This window comes from Marinobacterium rhizophilum DSM 18822 (assembly GCF_000378045.1).
Classification (GTDB): domain Bacteria; phylum Pseudomonadota; class Gammaproteobacteria; order Pseudomonadales; family Balneatricaceae; genus Marinobacterium_A; species Marinobacterium_A rhizophilum.
On record NZ_KB899108.1, the window covers coordinates 1 to 18,007 of the forward strand.

General features: G+C 58.3%; 15 protein-coding genes. 2 read left to right on the top strand and 13 right to left on the bottom strand.

Annotated elements, in window-relative coordinates; translation table 11 throughout:
- Nucleotides 1-913: 913 nt before the first annotated feature.
- From F451_RS0118750 to F451_RS26040, 12 genes are all read right to left on the bottom strand, one after another.
- On the bottom strand, nucleotides 914-1,642 hold the full coding sequence (locus F451_RS0118750) for an SDR family oxidoreductase (RefSeq protein ID WP_020682949.1): 729 nt from the start codon (nucleotides 1,640-1,642) through the stop codon (nucleotides 914-916).
- A gap of 167 nt (nucleotides 1,643-1,809) precedes the next feature.
- On the bottom strand, nucleotides 1,810-2,502 hold the full coding sequence (locus F451_RS26900) for a hypothetical protein (RefSeq protein WP_020682950.1): 693 nt from the start codon (nucleotides 2,500-2,502) through the stop codon (nucleotides 1,810-1,812).
- 101 nt (nucleotides 2,503-2,603) lie between these two features.
- Nucleotides 2,604-2,960, bottom strand: a complete 357-nt coding sequence (locus tag F451_RS0118760; RefSeq protein WP_020682951.1) for a hypothetical protein — start codon at nucleotides 2,958-2,960, stop codon at nucleotides 2,604-2,606.
- A gap of 26 nt (nucleotides 2,961-2,986) precedes the next feature.
- Nucleotides 2,987-3,646: a methyltransferase family protein gene (locus F451_RS0118765; protein ID WP_040880192.1), complete on the bottom strand. Its 660-nt coding sequence runs from the start codon at nucleotides 3,644-3,646 to the stop codon at nucleotides 2,987-2,989.
- A 45-nt stretch (nucleotides 3,647-3,691) separates the two neighbouring features.
- Nucleotides 3,692-3,916 (bottom strand): DUF2933 domain-containing protein, encoded by a 225-nt coding sequence (locus F451_RS26025; RefSeq protein ID WP_040880193.1) that lies wholly within the window; start codon nucleotides 3,914-3,916, stop codon nucleotides 3,692-3,694.
- Between the two features lie 11 nt (nucleotides 3,917-3,927).
- Nucleotides 3,928-4,287: a cupredoxin domain-containing protein gene (locus F451_RS0118775; RefSeq protein ID WP_020682954.1), complete on the bottom strand. Its 360-nt coding sequence runs from the start codon at nucleotides 4,285-4,287 to the stop codon at nucleotides 3,928-3,930.
- The gene (locus F451_RS26030; protein ID WP_020682955.1) at nucleotides 4,284-7,229 is read right to left on the bottom strand and encodes a heavy metal translocating P-type ATPase; all 2,946 of its coding nucleotides are present in this window, start codon (nucleotides 7,227-7,229) and stop codon (nucleotides 4,284-4,286) included. Before F451_RS26030 ends, F451_RS0118775 begins: the two co-directional genes overlap by 4 nt.
- A complete protein-coding gene (locus tag F451_RS0118785; RefSeq protein WP_020682956.1) occupies nucleotides 7,226-7,708 on the bottom strand; it encodes a MerR family transcriptional regulator in 483 nt (160 codons plus the stop codon). Before F451_RS0118785 ends, F451_RS26030 begins: the two co-directional genes overlap by 4 nt.
- 371 nt (nucleotides 7,709-8,079) lie before the next feature.
- Nucleotides 8,080-8,832, bottom strand: a complete 753-nt coding sequence (locus F451_RS26035; protein ID WP_020682957.1) for a metallophosphoesterase — start codon at nucleotides 8,830-8,832, stop codon at nucleotides 8,080-8,082.
- A 337-nt stretch (nucleotides 8,833-9,169) separates the two neighbouring features.
- On the bottom strand, nucleotides 9,170-10,126 hold the full coding sequence (gene choX, locus F451_RS0118795; protein WP_240476514.1) for a choline ABC transporter substrate-binding protein: 957 nt from the start codon (nucleotides 10,124-10,126) through the stop codon (nucleotides 9,170-9,172).
- 47 nt (nucleotides 10,127-10,173) lie between these two features.
- A complete protein-coding gene (gene betC / locus F451_RS0118800) occupies nucleotides 10,174-11,700 on the bottom strand; it encodes a choline-sulfatase (RefSeq protein WP_020682959.1) in 1,527 nt (508 codons plus the stop codon).
- Between the two features lie 451 nt (nucleotides 11,701-12,151).
- Nucleotides 12,152-13,033 (bottom strand): LysR substrate-binding domain-containing protein, encoded by an 882-nt coding sequence (locus F451_RS26040; protein WP_020682960.1) that lies wholly within the window; start codon nucleotides 13,031-13,033, stop codon nucleotides 12,152-12,154.
- 256 nt (nucleotides 13,034-13,289) lie between these two features.
- On the opposite strand from F451_RS26040, the gene F451_RS26045 reads away from it, so the two are divergent.
- A complete protein-coding gene (locus F451_RS26045; RefSeq protein ID WP_020682961.1) occupies nucleotides 13,290-15,023 on the top strand; it encodes a BCCT family transporter in 1,734 nt (577 codons plus the stop codon).
- Nucleotides 15,024-15,052: 29 nt separating this feature from the next.
- Here F451_RS26045 and F451_RS26050 read toward each other — a convergent pair whose 3' ends face one another.
- A complete protein-coding gene (locus F451_RS26050) occupies nucleotides 15,053-15,826 on the bottom strand; it encodes an NAD(P)-binding domain-containing protein (protein ID WP_020682962.1) in 774 nt (257 codons plus the stop codon).
- Between the two features lie 766 nt (nucleotides 15,827-16,592).
- Here F451_RS26050 and F451_RS0118820 point away from each other — a divergent pair.
- A complete protein-coding gene (locus F451_RS0118820; protein WP_020682963.1) occupies nucleotides 16,593-17,219 on the top strand; it encodes a trimeric intracellular cation channel family protein in 627 nt (208 codons plus the stop codon).
- Nucleotides 17,220-18,007 lie beyond the last annotated feature (788 nt).

Sequence of the window (18,007 nt, forward strand, 5' to 3'; positions counted from 1 at the left end):
CTTGCATGTGTTAGGCCTGCCGCCAGCGTTCAATCTGAGCCATGATCAAACTCTTCAGTTTAAAATCAAGATACCGAAGTATCGATAAATCTGCTCAAGCTAAAACAACTTAAATGAATTCACATGAAGGTTGCTTACCTTGATAAAGCTTTTATGCCTTATCCTGACAAGCGCCCACACGAATTACCTGATCAATTTGTTAAAGAGCGTTTGGACTCAAGGACCGTTACCGCTGATCCCGTGTCTCAAGTGAGGCGCACATTCTAGCGACTCAGTGTTTTAAGTCAACCCTTTTTTTCAACTTTCGTGGCCGAAGCCGCGTGGAAAACAGGGTGACTCACAAGCCGATAACGCCGGTTAACTTTGCAAGAAAATCAACCACTTACTTCCGACTTGCTCGCTCTGCTTGAGGGCCGTTAAAGCCGCTCTCCCTAAGCGAGGTGCACATTCTACATCCCCCCACTGGAGAGTCAACATCCCTATTAAAAATATAGCCAAAAAAGGGAAAAAAGGCAGCTTTCTGGCTACTCCGTGACCAGCCGACCAACAACAAGAACAGTTAACACTCAAAGGTGAACCAAAGTATCGATAACCTGGGTCAACGACCCGCTTCTCAAGGCCCTGCTCGACTGCATAAAGAGCCTAACCAATGAAGAAATTGCCACCATCGTGCAGATCGATGACGCTGACAGCATCGCGACTAGACAGTTATTCATGATGGAGAGCGATACGACGCCGTTATCGAGAATCGACGCAGGCTGGTGCCACCGCACTTACCCGTACACCTTCTCCCGCCAAGGGCACGCGAGCACCGGTGTAAGCGGCGACCCATTTTCTGGTTATCTTGCTGGCGTCTTTCTTGTTTGCTTTGCATCTCCGCCTGTGGCGGCGGACAAAAGCAGTTACATCAACCTCAAAGGTCAAACCCGGAGGGCATGATCACCACATCCCGAATGGTCACGTTGCGCGGTCGTGTCAGCATGAACATCAATGTATCGGCGACCTCAGTGGCCTCGATCAGACTGCCCGACGCCTTCGCGTCCTGCAGTTTATCCTCGGGCCAGTCAGCCAGCAGCGCGCCGATGACAGGTCCGGGCGAAACCGACCCGATGCGAATTCCATGTTTGTTAACCTGGCGGCGGACCGTCTGGACAAAGCAGTGAATCGCCCACTTCGATGATGCATAAACCGGCTCCCACGGTGTGGGGTAGTGCCCTGCCAGTGAACTGGTGACAAGAATGTCGCCGCAACCACGCTCGATCATGTGCGGCAGGACATCATGGACGTTTTTCATCACAACATTGATATTGAGGTTAAGCATGCGGTCGATCGCATCGGTTTCTGCATCGACCAGGTCTCCACCAATATAGAGACCGGCATTGGCATGGAATATATCGAGCTTGCCCGCCTTCTCCAATATTCGTGACATCATGCTGGCGCAGCTCGTCAAGTCGAGCAGATCAATAACCAGCGGGATCGCCGCATCGCCATGCTTCGCGCAGACGGTCTTTAGCGCGGCTTCGTCGCGATCGACAAACACCACACGTGCACCGGCTGCCAACATTGCTTCGGCGCTCGCCAGGCCAATACCGGATGCAGACCCCGTAACGGCAGCAACCTTGCCCTCCAGTTCTCTTGCCACCTCACGTCTCCTTATTATTCTTGGGCGTCCCGAAACGCAGGATATATCGCATACAACGGGTATGCCTTATACAGGCATGGCAGGACCGTTACGTTTCTTTTGGTCTCACCGGGCTCGCTTGAAAAGCGGCCTTGCCCGGCACTTAGGATTTTCCGGTCATGTATGGCTCAATGATGTTGTTCCATCAACTGTTCGAGCATTAGCTGCATCAGGTCCAGCCGCCTGTCCATCTGTCGATACGCCTCCATCATGCCTTCATGAACCAGTGCCTTATGGTCCATCATGCCCATACCACCCGCCATCATTCCCATGCCGCTGCCCTGTTGCTTGTCACGCATCATGTCCATCGCATCGTGCATCTGCTGGCGGGTCTCCTTCATCAGTTCGAGTCGCTTGGCGGGATCTTCCGTTTTCATTATCTCGTCCATCCCTGCCTGCATCTGTTCCATACGCTGCATCATCGGCATCATGCCGGACTGGCCGCCCATCATGCCCATGCCGCTCCCCATCATGCCCATACCACCACCCATCATGCCCATACCGCCCTTACCAGCTGGCATACTGCCCTGCATACCCATACCGCCTGACATCGCGCCCATCATGGACCGGGTGTCATGCATCGTCTGGCGATATTCCTGCATCAGTTCGCGGCGTTTGGCCGGGTCGTCGGTTTCCGCCAGCCGGTCGACGATCGCCTGCATATGATCAAGCCGCTGCTGCATGGGCGACGGCATCGCTGTCGCCTCATCCGTCGCCGCGGCATCTGGATGGTGGGCCTGGTGGTCTTGATCCTGCTCTGCCAGCGCCGGCGGTGCGGCCAGTGACAGGGCCAGCGTAAGAAAAAGTGAAGGTGCTTTCATTTCTTTATGCTCCAAGTGAATATCATAGTTTGCCAACCCGTTTGCGATACCGAGCAGGAACGACGTCCCGGGTCGCAAAGAACACCGCATCAGGCACCGTTTTACTTCCCCGACGGTGCCTTGTTGCAGCAATGGGGCTCGTGTCGGGCATTATCCCGAATGTTCTGATCCGTAAAGCGGTACCAGCTCGCCCTGAGCCGCGCCCACCAGCCCTGATCCGGTTCGATGCCATGCTCGCGCAGCATGTCCGTGAGCTGCCCGAACTGCAGCTTCGATGCGTCGTAGGCGACGTTTAGCCACCGCGCTTCGCCATCAAGTTCCACCGTATCGACGCCATCAAGCTGGCGGATCTGCTCGATGATTACGTGAACCCGGTCATCATTCCGATATTGAAGTTTCAGGTGGCGCTTCACCCGGAAGGCTTCGTGAATACCGGGCTTGTGAATGATTTCGGACATACTCGCCCTCCAATACGTATGACTGGCTAACCTCGCCCCGAAGCTACGCCGCCCTGATTCCGCAGCCGCGGGACAAAGGCCGGCGTTTTGGCCCGATAGCGCCGGTATTCATCGCCGAACTCCTGTATCACCTGCGCCTCTTCACGTTTGGCCAGTCGAGTGTAGACCACCACCAGAACCGGAAACATGATCAAGGTCAGGAGTGTCGGCCATTGCAGCAAAAATCCGAACATCACCAGCATGAAGGCCGCATACTGGGGATGACGCATCCGGGCATACAGGCCGGTCGTGGCGAGACGGTGTTGCTGCTGCGCCCGGTGCAGCACATGCCAGGCCGACGCCAGCATGAAAAAGCCACCGAGAATCATCAGGTTACTGGCTAAATGTAAAACATCGAAGTGCGGATCGCCCTCCATCCCCAGCAGCGTATGCCAGAGGTGACCGCTCTCATGGGAGAAAAGGTCTAGCTCCGGATACAGGCTCTGCAGCCAGCCGGACAGCAGGTAAATGGTCAGCGGAAAACCGTACATCTCGCTAAAGAGCGCCACGACGAAAGCCGAAAAGGCGCCGAGGCTGCGCCAGTCGAGCCGCGTACGCGGTTTGGTGAAACTGAACGCGAAAAAGATAAAGATGGCCGAGTTAAGGACCACCAGCATCCATAATCCATAGGCATCGTGTTCCGTCATCGCTGCGCTCCCCAAATTCAGCTCAGGCCCCTTCAGTCTGGAGCCCTAACGGCCCTCATCGTCGTGACGACGGGGCCTGTGGCCGTGGCCGTGACCGTGATGCATGAAAAGATGCATCAGCGGACACGCCAGCAGTATCAGGTACGGCAGCCACTCCACCAGATGCTGGCGATGCTCCATCACCAGCAGGTAACCGAGGATGGCAATGGCGCCGAGGGCTACAAGCCCACGGCTGCTCATCCAGAATGAAGGGGGTCTTTCATCGGGCATGATTCGCCTCCCTAAGACTCGACGACCAGTTCGCCGCGGTACATTTTCATTTGGCAGGTAAAGGCATAAGTACCCGGCTTATCCACCTTCAGGCTGATCTCCTTGGGTCTGTCGACCGGCAGTTCCTCGCTGATATCAAGATCGTCGAAGATCACCATGGCGGCACAAGGACTTGGGTCCTTGCGCAGGAACCGCAGTGTCACCGGCTCGTTGAGTTTGACGCGAACCCGGCTGGGACTGTAGACGCCATCATCGACGGTGATGGCCACTGCCCCCAGCGCCGCTTCTGCCGCCTGCGGGCGGTACAGCCAGAACCACCAGACGATCAACGCGATCAGTGCCAGCCCGACCAGATTGACGAGAATACTCATTTGGATTCCTCCCGGGGTTTGAACAGGCGCAGACGATTCGCATTGGTCACGACGGTCACGGACGAAAACGCCATTGCCGCACCGGCGATCACGGGGTTGAGCAAAATGCCGGCGAAGGGATAAAGCACACCGGCGGCGAAGGGTATGCCCAGTATGTTGTAGATGAAGGCACCGAACAGGTTCTGCTTGATATTGCGCAGCGTCGCTTTGGAGATCGCGATCGCATCGGCAATGCCGTGCAGGGATCCGCGCATCAGCGTGACGTCGGCACTCTCGATCGCCACGTCGGTACCGGTGCCGATGGCGAAACCAACATCAGCCTGTGCCAGGGCCGGCGCGTCGTTGATGCCATCACCGGTCATGCCGACCAGTTTGCCCTCGTCCTGCAACTGCGCCACCTTTTTCTGCTTGTCATCGGGCAGGACTTCAGCAAAGTAGTGCTTGATACCGACCTTGTCCGCCACGGCCTTCGCCGTGGCCTCATTGTCACCGGTGATCATCACCACATCAAGGCCCAGCCTCTGCAACCGCTTGATGGCTGCGACGGAATCCTCCTTGATCGGGTCCGCCACCGCGATAATCCCCCCTGCCTGACCATCCACCGCCAGATACATCGGCGTACGGGCCTGGGCCGCCAGCTCCTGCGCCTTCGCCTGCAGGTCGCCAAGATCGATATTGTGATCCTGCATCAGCTTGTAATTGCCGAACAGCAACGCTCGGCCCTTCACCGAGCCTTCAACACCATGGCCGGCGATGGCATTGAAGCCCTCAAGCGAATCCAGGGTCAGGTCACGTTCCTGCGCGGATTCGACAATGGCCTGGGCCAGCGGATGTTCGGAACCTGCCTCAAGGCTGGCCGCAAGCTGCAGCAGTTCGCTTTCATCGAAACCATTGCGGGTAATCACCTCCGTTACTTCTGGATGACCGGCGGTGATGGTGCCGGTCTTGTCGAGCACCATGGTGTTCAGCTTGCTGGCCTGCTGCAGTGCCTGGCCGTTTCGAATCAGCACGCCGGCTTCGGCGGCCTTGCCGACACCAACCATCACCGACATCGGTGTCGCCAGCCCCAGCGCACAGGGACAAGCAATGATCAGCACCGTGGTCGCGGTAACCAGCATATAGGCCACCTGGGGCACCGGCCCGAAGTTGTACCAGCCGAGGGCCGCCAGCACTGAAATGATCATCACCACCGGTACGAATACGGATGCGATCGTATCCGCCAGGCGCCCGATCGGCGGGCGGGAGTTCTGTGCCTGCTTCACCATCGCGATGATCTGCGCCAGCGCCGTCTCCTTGCCGACCCGGGTCGCCCGGTAGAGGATCGAGCCGGATTTGTTGAGGGTGCCGCCGACCACCTCGTCGTCGGCGTCTTTCTCGACCGGCATGGGCTCACCGGTCAGCATTGACTCGTCGATGCTGGTATGGCCCTCGGTAACGACACCATCGACTGCAATTTTTTCACCGGGACGGACACGGACAATATCGTCGACCTGCACCGCACCGATCGGTATATCCTGCTCCTTGCCGTCCCGAATAACGCGTGCCGTCTTGGCCCGCAAGCCCAGCAATCGCTTGATCGCCTGGGAGGTGCGCCCCCGCGCCCTGACCTCCAGCGCAAGACCGAGATCAATCAGGCCGATGATCATCGCGGTGGCCTCGAAATAGACATGGCGTGCCAGCTCAGGCACGATACCGGGCGCCACCACGACCACCATCGAGTAAACCCAGGCAGTCCCTGTTCCCAGCGCGATCAAGGTGTCCATGTTGGCGCTGTGTGCCTTGCAGGACTTCCAGGCACCGACATAGAAATGGCGGCCAGCGAACATCATCACCGCCAGCGTCAACAGACCGACCACCAGCCAGACCAGCCGCTCGCCGGTGGTCACGACGTTCATCTCGCCGCCGAGCACACCGTAGGCCATCAGCGGCACGCCCAATGCCAGCGCGACAGTCATCTCCCGCAGCAGCTTGCGGTAGTAGGCCTCGTCGGCCTTCTCCCTATCCTCCGATGCCTGCTCCTCGTCGGTGATTTCAGAGGCGCCGTACCCCGCGGCTTCAACCGCCTGGATCAGCGCACCGGCATCGACCTTGCCCTGCACCACGGCTTCCCGGTCGGCCAGATTGAAGCGCGCGGAATCTACGCCGTTCACGCCCTTCAAAGCCTTCTCGATCTTGCTGACGCAACTGGCGCAGGAGGCGCCGGTCACGGCCAGGTGCACTGCGCTCTCCTGGCTCTCCTGGCTCTCCTGGCTCTCCTGGCTCTCCTGGCTCTCTTGGCTCTCCTGGCTCTCCTGGCTCGCCTTCAGCGACGGGTCGCTGGAGGCCTTGGCCTCATGGCAGGGAGCCTCCTGCGTCATGCTCGAGCCGGACGGCTCCTCGTCGGTCATTTCAGAGGCGCCATACCCCGCGGCCTCGACCGCCTGGATCAGCGCACCCGCATCGACCTCGCCGTTCACTACGGCTTCGCGCTCGGCCAGGTTGAAGCGGGCGGATTCGACACCGTCCACGCCCTGCAGTGCCTTCTCGATCTTGCTGACACAGCCGCCACAGGAGGCGCCGGTTACCGCCAGGTGCACTGCGCTCTCCTGGCTCGCCTCGGGCGACGGGTCGCTGGATGTCTGGGCTTCATGGCAGGAGGCCTCCTGCATCAGTTTCGAGTCGGCCGGCTCCTCGTCGGTCATTTCAGTCGCCCCGTAACCGGCCGCTTCGACGGCCTGGATCAGCGCACCGGCATCGACCTGGCCGCTCACTACGGCTTTGCGCTCCGCCAGATTGAAGCGGGCGGACTCGACGCCGTCCACGCTCTGCAACGCCTTTTCGATCTTTCCGGCGCAGCCGCCACAGGAGGCGCCGGTTAGCGCCAGATGAATACTCTTTTGCGTCCCGCCGTGATCGGTATTGGCCGCATGGCCGGGTTCGTGGCAATGGGATCTGTGCTTCATGCTTGAGGCTCCCTGTTATGGTCGTCGAAACCATTCTCGTTCTTCGGCCGGATCACGGCTGCTGCATTTTCGCCGGCCGGGCTCCAGGATTCGATCAGATGACAGATCATGTCACCGCACGGGGCCTGATCGGGCATCTCGTCCCACTGTTCAAGCGCGCTTTCCATACGCTCGAACAGTGCTTGGGCTTCGCGCAGTTGTTCACGCATCTCATCGACCCGCTGCACGATCAGGCTGCGGACCAGCGGACAGGGTGACTCACCGCTGTCGGCATGCTCGAGCATTTGCTGGATGTCGCGCAGCGTGAAGCCGAGCAGCTTGGCGCGTGATGCGAATCGTAGCCGGGTTTCATCCCGCTCGCTGTAATGGCGGTAGCCGTTGTCGGCTGACTTGCGGGGCTGAAGCAGACCGATGCGGGTGTAATAGCGCACCGTGTCCGGTGCGACTTTCAACTTTCTGGCAAGCTCGTTAACGGTCATAACAGCAATCTCGCTATTCATTTGACCCTAGCTTAAAACCTATGAGCTACTCACAAGTCAAGTGCACTGCTACCAAGATATTAGAATACAGGATGGCCAGCGGATTCCAGGCAGTATCCAACCAACCGGACTCGCGTTGACCCAGATCAGCCTTTCAGCTGCTTGTACCGGTTACACAACGAGGCGGGATTCAGCAGTGCCATGCTGGTTGGCCAGCGGCGGCTAGCCGCCACCGAATCATGGGCATTGACAAGCGTTTTCGAGGCATCCGGGTTACAGCGGGCGTGGCTGCACGGGGCGTTATGCAGGCAGTGCGATCCCGGAACTCAGCGAGACAGGCCCTTGCATTGACCTTCGCCGGCGCGGCTCGATCAAGGTGTGCGCTCAGGCATATCGAACAAGCTGGCAATTTCCACCAGTGTCAGACGCGGCTGGCTTATGTGGCTGGCCATGGCTGTTCCCTGCCCCAGCAGCGCCGCTCCAGTATCGATATAGACACCATTACCCCGCTGTATCACCTGCGGCACGATCACATGGCCATGTACCGTGAGATCAATACCCTTGATGCGACGAGCATAATCAGGTGAATGGATCGGACGGTCCCAGATGATCGCATCACGCAGGGCCTGATCATGCTGCAGCCGCACTTCAAGTTCGAGCCAGTCGTCTACCGGTAAGCTGCTGTGTGAGATACCCAGGCGACGCCCGTCCGCCAGTGTCAGCTCGATCACCCAGGGCATTTCATTCGCCAGTTCGCGGACATAGCCAGCCACATGCGGATTCTGCTGAAAGAAACGCTGTGGATCATCGCCCAGCCAGGCGCGGCCACCGTTGCACAGCCAGATTTCGACATTGCAGCCTGCAGGATCGGATAGCCAGTCGAACAGAAACTGCTCATGATTGCCGCGGGTCGAATGGAACCAGGGCTCGCGGGTCAGCATCAGGCACTCGACCGAGTGGGGGCCGCGGTCGATCAAGTCGCCGACGGCGAAAAGTCGATCCACCGCCGGATCGAAGCCGACAGCCTCCAGCTCAGCCCACAGCGGCTTGAGCCAGCCATGAATATCGCCGACCACGAAATCGCGTCCAACCGGGTTGGCCTTGAAACGTTGAACGAGTGGCATTCTTACTCCCGATTTGTCGCTGGCGCATTAACGCTCATGCCAGGAACTTTAGTGTAAGAGTGACAAAGCAACGGTTTCTCAGCAAGCCAATCGCCAGGCCTGATTCGCGCGGTAACCACGACAAGCGGCGTGAGGTGCCCGCCGGTGGAACCCCGGCCAGAAGAATGGCCGGGGGTATTTAGCGGGCTGTTGAAAAGCGCTGGCGACGCAGCCTAGGCAAGGCAAACATACTCGAAAAGCCGCAGTTTACCGTGTGTAAATGAGGATTTTGAGCGGATTTTTAACGCTGGATTGGCCATGCAGGTCGGTTTGCAACAACCTGCCAAGGCCGAATGTCTCAGCCTTCGTTAACACCCAGGTGACGCTTGACCGCCTCCAGGCCCGGCTTTCCGTCCAGCGTGCTGATGCCGCCGAGCCAGCTGTTAAGTACATCGGGGTTCGCCACCAGCCATTCCCGCGCGGCGACGGGCGCGTCCTTGCCATCGTCCAGAATGCCACTCATCACTGCGCTCTCCATCTCCACCGAGAACTGCAGGTTGTTTAGCAATGCAGCTACGTTCGGGCAGTATTCCCGGTAGCCCTTGCGGGTCAGGGTATGGATGGTGGCGCCACCGTAATCGGGCCCGAAATAGTCATCACCACCCGCGAGGTAGGCCATGTCGACATGCAGGTTCATCGGGTGCGGCGCCCAGCCCAGGTAGACGATGTAATCCTGCTTGCGCACTGCCCGGCGAACCTGGCTCAGCATTGCCTGCTCACCGGATTCAACCAGGCGCCAGCCGTCTAGACCGAACTCGCCGGCATCGATCATCTTCTGAATCAGGCCATTGGCCGGCGCGCCCGGATCGATGCCGTAGATCTTGTGGCTGAACTTGTCGGCATTTTTACCAAGGTCGGCAAAGCTCTGCACACCGGCGTCATAGGCATACTTGGGTACTGCCAGTGTGAACTTGGCGCCTTCGAGGTTGGCGCGGATGTTGTCAACATCGCTGCCGTACTTGTCGATGAACGCCTGCTGCGCCGGCATCCAGTTGCCCAGAAAGACGTCGATCTCGTTCTTCTTCAGGCTCTCGAAACCGATCGGCACCGCCAGCAGGTCGACGGAGGTCTGGTAACCCAGCCCGTCGAGTACCGTGGATGCCAGCGCGTTGGTCACGCTGATATCGGTCCAGCCGGGGTCGGTAAAGCGCACCAGCTTGCACTGCTCGGCATCACCCGCCTGGGCTGAGGCGGCGACAACCAGGGAGGCCGCCAGGACGGCGCTCCCCAGACAGGATTTCATGTTAGTGTGCATCGTTTGAGTCCTCTTAGATTTCGTATTGAGGTGCTGCCCGTTATTGCTCAGTCGCTGACCCGGGGAAAACGCGAGCGCGCTTCGAGATCATCCAGGTCAATGGTGTTGCGCATGTACTGCTGGCTGGCGTCGACGAACGGCTGAAAATCCCAGGACGTAACCTTGCCCTTCATCAATGACCGGGCCACCAGGCGGCGGCGACGCTGACTCCAGAGCACATCCTCGGTCACTTTGTCGAAATCCCAGCGCGCGGCTGCTTCCTGGCGGAACTTTTCCGCCAGATCGGCATATTCAGGGTCATCCACCAGGTTGCTGAGTTCCTGCGGGTCTCGGCTCAGGTCGAAAAGCTGATCGGGATCAGCCGGCGAATGCACGAACTTCAGGTCGCCGCGGCGAATCATCACCAGCGGTGCAATCGCGCCTTCGCCCATGTACTCGCCGATGACTTCATCGTGCCCCTGTCCGCCAGTCAGGTGGGGAAGCAGACTGCGTCCCTCGACCGGAGTGACGGTTTGCGCCGCCTTGCCACCCTGGGCCAGTTCGATGAAGGTCGGCAGCAGGTCCATCGTCGAGACACTGGCGCTGACCCGGCCCGGTGCGAAGCGCTCCGGAGCATGCACGATCATGGGTACGCGGGCGGACGACTCGAACCAGCTCATCTTGTACCAGAGGCCCCGCTCACCCAGCATGTCGCCATGGTCGCCGGAAAACACAATGATCGTATTCTGGTCCAGCCCGGTTTCCTTCAGTGTTTTCAGCAGCTCGCCGATTTTGTCGTCGACGTAGCTGATGTTGCCGTAGTAGGCCCGACGGGCGTTACGAATCTGCGCCTCGGTCACCTCGGTCTTGTCGGCCTCGTAAACGAACTGCAGGCGTTTGGAGTGCGGGTCCTGATCCTTCGGCGCGATCGCTACCGAGGGCATATCGATGTCGACATCCTCGTAGCGGTCCCAGTATTCCTGGGTGCAGGCGTACGGATCGTGGGGATGGGTCATGGACACGGTCAGGCAGAACGGGCGCGGGTCACTGCCGCGAACGTGGTCGAACAGGTAACGCTTGGCGTTGAACACCACCTCGTCGTCAAAATCCAGCTGGTTGCTGCGCACGCAGGTGCCGGCATCAGTGATCGATGACATGTTGTGGTAGTAGCTCGGGCGCTTGTCGAATTCGTCCCAGTTCACGAACCAGCCGAAATCCGCCGGGTAGATATCGCTGGTCAGACGTTCCTCAAAACCGTGCAGCTGGTCCGGGCCACAAAAGTGCATCTTGCCGGACAGCGCCGTGCGGTAGCCGCCATCCCTCAAATAATGGGCAAAGGTTGGAATATCGGCCGGCAGTTCCGCCGCATTGTCGTATGCACCTATCTTGGACGGCAGGCGGCCGGTCATCAGAACAAAGCGCGACGGGGCGCAGAGCGGGCTGTTGCAGTAGGCCGAATCAAACACCACACCCTGCTCAGCCAGCGCATTCAGGTGAGGCGTTTTGACGACCGATTGCGGATTGTAGATTGGCAGTACTGGCGCTGCCAGCTGGTCAGCCATGATGAAAAGAATGTTGGGCTGGGTGCTGCTCATAGGGACTCCTGCAAAGACTTCGGGCGGGCATAAACCTTAAAATTTTTAATGTCAGTTACCCGCGTTTCATCCCGATACTGCCCGGCATCACTGATGCTGTAAACTAGCTCCACACTAATGCCAGACATTAGAATTTCTTATGCCAACAAGAAAAGCACAGCCGCTGCTGGCAACATGGCAGGCGTTCGAAGCGTGCGTTAGACCGAATCCAGGCAGCGCGGATTGAAAATCTCGACGGGGACGTACCCGAATGGCGAGAGGTGATAGGTGAGAGGCGAAAGGCGAAAGGTGAAAGGTGAAAGGTGAAAGGTATTGCTGCAGCGCGACAAGCCCCCAGCAACGCGAGGATGAATGAGGCCGCGGCCTGCGTTTCCCCGCCGCTCGGGATGACGCAATGCCCACTCGGCATTGACATATCGGTGGCCACGGTTCAGCCGCGTATCACCCAGAATCAGGTGAGCTGCATCTCCTGTAAAAACCACTCCTCAAAGACGGCCGCAGACTTGGACAGCGGTCGGCTATCGCTGTAGATCAGGTAATAGTTGTCTGGCGTTTCGACGCTGATATCAAAAGGCGCCGCCAAATAGTTGTTGAAACGCGTGGCAGCGATGAAATCCTCGTAGCCCAGGAACACGCCCAGCCCCGACTGCGCCATCTGAATCGCCATCGCGACGCTATCGACCTTGTGCTTGAGCACCGTGCCGGGGTCTGCGATGCCAGCACACTCGAACCAGTCCTTCCAGCTTCGTCGAGTGCCGATCACTTCGATCAGCGGCAGTGACAGCAGATCGACGGGCTCCTGAATCAGCCGCGCCAGTTGCGAACCACAATAGGGTTTCAACTGCGGCCTCAGCAGTGGCCGGGTAACATAGCCGGGCCAATCACCATCACCGTGCCGAATGGCGATGTCGATGCCCTGGCTGCCCCAATCACGCTCCCAGTTTGAATGGTACAGCTGAACCCCCAGGCCCGGATAGCGGCTGCAAAAGCCATTCAGCCTCGGCGCCAGCCAGCCCCAGGCGAACGCCATGTTCACTTCGAGCACCAGTTGGCCTTTCGAGATCGGCGCGAAGATATCGACGGTACTGCGCTGCAGCCGCTCAATGGCACTCTGAACCACCGGCAGGTAGGCCATGCCGCTGTTGGTGAGGGTTACACGACGGTGCTGGCGATTGAACAGCGGTTCGCCGAGATGATGCTCCAGCAGGCGAATCTGCTGGCTGACCGCGGACTGCGTCATATTCAGCTCCCGACCCGCCGCACTAAAATTGAGCAGCCGTGCGGCAACTTCGAATGTTTTGAGCCAGTTCAGCGGAGGCAGGTCGGACTTCATGCTATGTATTAGCTCTGCTTATCAAGATTGCTAAAATAAGTCGCTTGAATAACATAAACGCACAACCTAGCATGCGTTTTCTACAAAGACCATCCGAACGCGAGCCGTTTTGATACCACCCCCCGACGGCTGAGGGTCCGTGTAATTGCCCCCAACGCTGCAACACATCAGCGGTTAAAAAAGAACAACAGCGACACCGCCAACAAGAACAAAACTTTCAGGACCGAATTGATCAATTATCAATTAAGGAAAAAGCATGCTTTCAGATGAAAAAATCGACGAACTTATCGAACAAAGAGGTGTATTGAAGGGGCTTAATTCGACCCTCGGCATCACCGCCATTACCATGACCCTGTTCTTTATTCTGTACGCGGTGTTGCTCGGCAAGGCCGCCAGTGAACAGTTTCTGGGGCTGAAGGGCTGGATCGAAAGTACCCTGGGCTGGTATTACGTTCTGATGATGTTTCTGGCCTTTCTGGTCTGCATGTACGTGACCTTCTCGCGAGCCGGCCGCATTCGGCTCGGGCGCGACGACGACAGACCCGAGTTCAGCAATTTTGCGTGGTTTTCCATGCTCTTCGGCTGCGGCACAGGCGCTGGCATGCTGTTCTTTTCAATGTCCGAGCCGATGATTCATTTCGCCAGTCCCTGGAGTGGCGGCAACCCTTTCCTCAGCCATGAGGTCAAGACTGCCGTCGCGGCCTTCTTCGAGGCGAAAAAGACGGCACTGGAAGCCGGTTTGCGGCCCGGTGATGCGGGCTTCCCGATTCCCAGCGACCTGGTCGCCGAAGCCGCCGCGGGCGGTCTCAAGCTGACGATTTTCCACTGGGGTACCGTCGCCTGGGCCATGTACGGTGTCGTGGGCCTGTCGCTGGCGTACTTCGCGTTCCGCAAGGGCCTGCCGCTGTCGATGCGCTCCGCGCTCTACCCGCTGATTGGTAACAAGATCTACGGCCCTATCGGTCATACCGTCGACATTCTGACCGTGTTCGGCACCATCTTCGGTATCGCCACAACCCTTGGCCTTGGCGTGGAGCAGATCGGATCCGGCCTGGTCTCGCTGGGCGTGCTGGCGGAAAAATCCCAGACCGTCACCATTCTCTCGATCACCTTCATCACCATCATCGCTACTGCCTCGGCAACCAGCGGTGTTGCCAAGGGTATCAAGCGGCTGTCGACACTGAACACCTGGATCTGTATCGCGATCCTGTCCTACTTCCTGCTGGCCGGTAACACCAACTACATGATTGCCAGCACGATCACCGCGCTGGGCGACTACGTCTCCGATGCCGTCTCGATGACACTCTGGACCGCACGCAGCCCCGAGGAGCGCGTATGGCAGGGCGGCTGGACCATATTCTACTGGGGCTGGTGGATCGCCTGGGCCGGCTTCGTCGGCATGTTCATCGCGCGCATCTCCCGTGGCCGCACCATTCGCGAATTCATGCTCGGTGTCATGTTCATCCCGTCGATCGTCGCACTGGTCTGGTTCGGAGTGATTGGCTCCGCCGGCATTCACGAGTCGATCTACGGGGACGACATGCTGATCTACGACACCGCGGTCAACAACTGGGACTACGCCGGCACACTCTATAACGCCTTCGACGTACTGACGCCCGGTACCACCGCAACGCTGGCAAAGATTGCCGCCCTGGTGGTGGTGGTCATTTTCTTCGTCACATCCGCCGACTCGGGCACACTGGTACTGGGACGCCTGCTGGCATTCGGCCGCCGTCCCCCGGTGCAGCAGCGTATTATCTGGGGCACGGTACTGGGTGCCGTCACGCTGATCGTGTTGCTGCTCGGCGGTGACGAAGCGCTGCGCTCGCTGCAGGCGGCGTCGATCGCCGGCGCCCTGCCCTTCAGCTTCGTATTGCTGGCCATGATGGTGGGACTGCTGAAATCGCTGCGTGAGGACGGTGAAACCACCATCGAAAACGAGGCACATATCAAGCGCATGATCGAACGGGAAATCTCCGATATGTCGTAGATCGCCCCGCCGGGTGATCGCCCCCCGTGTCAGTCGTCCGCATTCGCTGTATCAAGCTGGTGGCGCAACAGTTCGCACGCCTCGGACCAACGTTCGAAAGCGCCACTGTCATTAAGATGATCGAGCCCGAGCCGGGTCAGGGTATTGGGCGTGGCGATTCCGGCGCTGAGCTCGTGCAGGCTCGGCGCGACCTTGCCCATACCGAGTGCCGCCGCGCCAGCGCTGGCACTCAGCGTCAAGGCGCGAGCCTTTTCTGGCGCCATTCCCTGCTGTTCCAGCCAGTCACTCACCGTCGCGAAGAGATCAATCAACCAGCCGTTGTAGCAGGCGGCGATGGTCGCCAGCTCGTACTGCTCCTCACTATCAAGCGCGATCACCGAACCCAGGCAACCGAACAGCCCTTCGACCTCGGTGCTGGGAGGAAATACCGGGACGGCACCGGCACCGAACTCGGCACAGGACAGCGGCATCGCGCGAACCAGGCGTATGGAAAGGCCTGCGAACCGCTCGCTGCCAACGCCGGCGATACAGGAAATGACCAGCTGATCGGCACGAAAGTCGCACTCGTCAAGCACCGCATCAAGGAACTCGGGACGCACGGCGAGCAGTATCCAGTCAGCGCTGTCGATCACCGCCTGGTTGGATGGCATTACCTCGCAGTCGTATTCGCGCCCGAGGCGGGCCGCAACCTCGCGGTTGCGAGGCGAAACGACGATGCGGCGCTTGTCGCCGCCATTACGCAGCCCGGCGACGGTGTAACTGGCGAGATGACCGGCGCCGATAATACCCAGGGTTGCAGCCATGTTTCATAGTCCTTTGATGCGAAGTAGGAAGAAGTCGAGGATTAAACATCCAGCGTTCCTGCATGGGAGCAGTATATTGTAGCGAACCACGCCGACAGCGAATCCTGCCCCCGCCATTCCCGAATATTTACAGCGCCAGCCAGCCGTTGTCCGCAGACAACACACGCATTTTAGTATGCTGTAAGACACATCCTGCCCGCCGCTCTTTGGAGAAAATCAACACGATGAGCTTTCATAGTCCAGTTCAATGTACTCGAATATCTGTCGGCGCAAGGCTTCGCGTGCAACCATCAACCTATCTGTTCGATGAGACTCCTCCAAATAGCCCTTAACGGGCAATCACAGGAGCCTGAACGGCACCACTGGAGCACGTCTTCACGGGCGGAGGCGGTCATCCGATGGCAGCGTGGCCGGAACGGATTGTTGACGGGACCAGGAGTGGAGAAAAACCGATGGGCATGGATTACGGGCTTGAAAACTCGCATCTGGTGTTTCCGTTACGGGCCGGCTGACGGGCGATCTCAGCACGGTTGTTCAAGTCCTTGTGCTGGCAGTACGTTGCGATCGGCATCAGCTCCCTACGGGCGAGACACCCAGGGGCCGTCCGCGGTGTTGCATTTTCTCGACATAGGCCCACTATATCGTCAAAACTGCGCCTTGTAGCCAGCCCCTTAGCGACTCGCTATATGCACCTTCAAGAGCGAAACAGCACACTGCCGACAGCTGCCAGGTTGTTGACGAATACAACAATAGACTGGATATAACGATGCCATTTGATATTAGCGCTGCGGTGAACATGATGAGCTTGGCTGCTGTAGCAGTTTTTGCCATTTCCGGTGCTCTTGATGCGGCCCGCCACAGAATGGATATCCTCGGCTTTATGCTGATCGGCACGGCGACGGGGATCGGCGGTGGTACGCTTCGAGATGTACTGCTGGGAGACGTACCGGTATTCTGGATTCGCGAGCCCGTCTGGATACTGGTCTGCCTGGTCTCCTCAGCGGCGACCTACTTCGTGGCGCCCAAGCTGGCCTCGCTATCGCGTGCGCTGGTCTGGATGGATGCAGTCGGATTGGCGCTGTTTTCGGTGGTTGGAATAAAAATCGCGCTGGATTTTGGCACATCGCCACTGATTGCCATCTGCATGGGGGTCATGACGGCGACTTTTGGCGGCATCGCACGCGATGTGCTCTGCGGCAGCAACCTGACACTGATGAACGAAGAGCTTTATATCACCACAGCACTGGCCGGCTCAGTTGCGTATCTCAGTCTCAACTACCTGAGTCTTCCCGAGAATTTTGACTTGCTCGGCGGATTCCTGGTCGCTTTTGTACTACGCGCCCTGGCGATTCAGTTCAATATCAAGCTACCCAACCCCTATAAAAAGGCCTGATGGGCTTTTCTGGCCACGATTTTGCCCCCGCAAGATTAGGCGTGTCTATTGCATTGATCCACAAGGTTCATCCCCCAGGGTTTATTTCCCAAGGTACAGGGGAAGATGCGAGATTACAGGTTCATTGCAATTCCTACTCGATACTCATCGCGCCACTGCCGCTTTCGCGACCATATCTGATCGGCCCGCTCCAACGGAACGATGCCGAGCCTTGAATCATCGTGCTTGCCATGTGGCATTGATGCAAAATCACCAAAGCCTATCCTGTATGGGCTTCACTGATAATCCAGTCGCAAAATGCCGAAAGTTTTGGCAAGCTGACAAGCAATTCAACTCGCCGTAACGTCCTAAGAAAGGTACGAGGATGGAATTGGTAATCGGACTTCAGGATCTGAACAATCTGTGACTCGGTGATGCGTGACTTCCGCATCGTGTGTTCTCCATCAGCATTGTTGAAGTATGCCGGAGAACTCTAGCTTTGGCTGGTCCGATTTTAAGGGAGGGTTACACCACGTTGAGCTAGTCATGGTGTCAAGCGGGAAGATGACCTTCCCGCTGCGCTAGGCGAGGCTCACCGGCGTTATACACATCATGTGCATTTTCAGCAGGGTTGGTGGGGCACTGTGGCAGGATCGATTGCACTCATTCGTCATGGACAAACAGTACTTGCTGGCAACTGTACGCAACGTTGAGCGTAATCCAATTATGGCGCGGTTGTGTCGGCAACCGGCCGACTGGAAGTCGTCCAGTGTTTATGCACACTTGGCGGTTCAGGACGACGGATTCGT

Bases quoted from the DNA above. Each gene is read 5' to 3' on its own strand.
- F451_RS26050 (WP_020682962.1), bottom strand. From the start codon at position 15,826: ATGGCTGCAACCCTGGGTATTATCGGCGCCGGTCATCTCGCCAGTTAC.
- F451_RS26030 (WP_020682955.1), bottom strand. From the start codon at position 7,229: ATGAAGCACAGATCCCATTGCCACGAACCCGGCCATGCGGCCAATACC.
- betC (WP_020682959.1), bottom strand. From the start codon at position 11,700: ATGAGCAGCACCCAGCCCAACATTCTTTTCATCATGGCTGACCAGCTG.
- F451_RS26040 (WP_020682960.1), bottom strand. From the start codon at position 13,033: ATGAAGTCCGACCTGCCTCCGCTGAACTGGCTCAAAACATTCGAAGTT.
- choX (WP_240476514.1), bottom strand. From the start codon at position 10,126: ATGCACACTAACATGAAATCCTGTCTGGGGAGCGCCGTCCTGGCGGCC.
- F451_RS0118785 (WP_020682956.1), bottom strand. From the start codon at position 7,708: ATGACCGTTAACGAGCTTGCCAGAAAGTTGAAAGTCGCACCGGACACG.
- F451_RS0118765 (WP_040880192.1), bottom strand. From the start codon at position 3,646: ATGACGGAACACGATGCCTATGGATTATGGATGCTGGTGGTCCTTAAC.
- F451_RS26035 (WP_020682957.1), bottom strand. From the start codon at position 8,832: ATGCCACTCGTTCAACGTTTCAAGGCCAACCCGGTTGGACGCGATTTC.
- F451_RS26045 (WP_020682961.1), top strand. From the start codon at position 13,290: ATGCTTTCAGATGAAAAAATCGACGAACTTATCGAACAAAGAGGTGTA.
- F451_RS0118820 (WP_020682963.1), top strand. From the start codon at position 16,593: ATGCCATTTGATATTAGCGCTGCGGTGAACATGATGAGCTTGGCTGCT.
- F451_RS0118760 (WP_020682951.1), bottom strand. From the start codon at position 2,960: ATGTCCGAAATCATTCACAAGCCCGGTATTCACGAAGCCTTCCGGGTG.
- F451_RS0118775 (WP_020682954.1), bottom strand. From the start codon at position 4,287: ATGAGTATTCTCGTCAATCTGGTCGGGCTGGCACTGATCGCGTTGATC.
- F451_RS26025 (WP_040880193.1), bottom strand. From the start codon at position 3,916: ATGCCCGATGAAAGACCCCCTTCATTCTGGATGAGCAGCCGTGGGCTT.
- F451_RS26900 (WP_020682950.1), bottom strand. From the start codon at position 2,502: ATGAAAGCACCTTCACTTTTTCTTACGCTGGCCCTGTCACTGGCCGCA.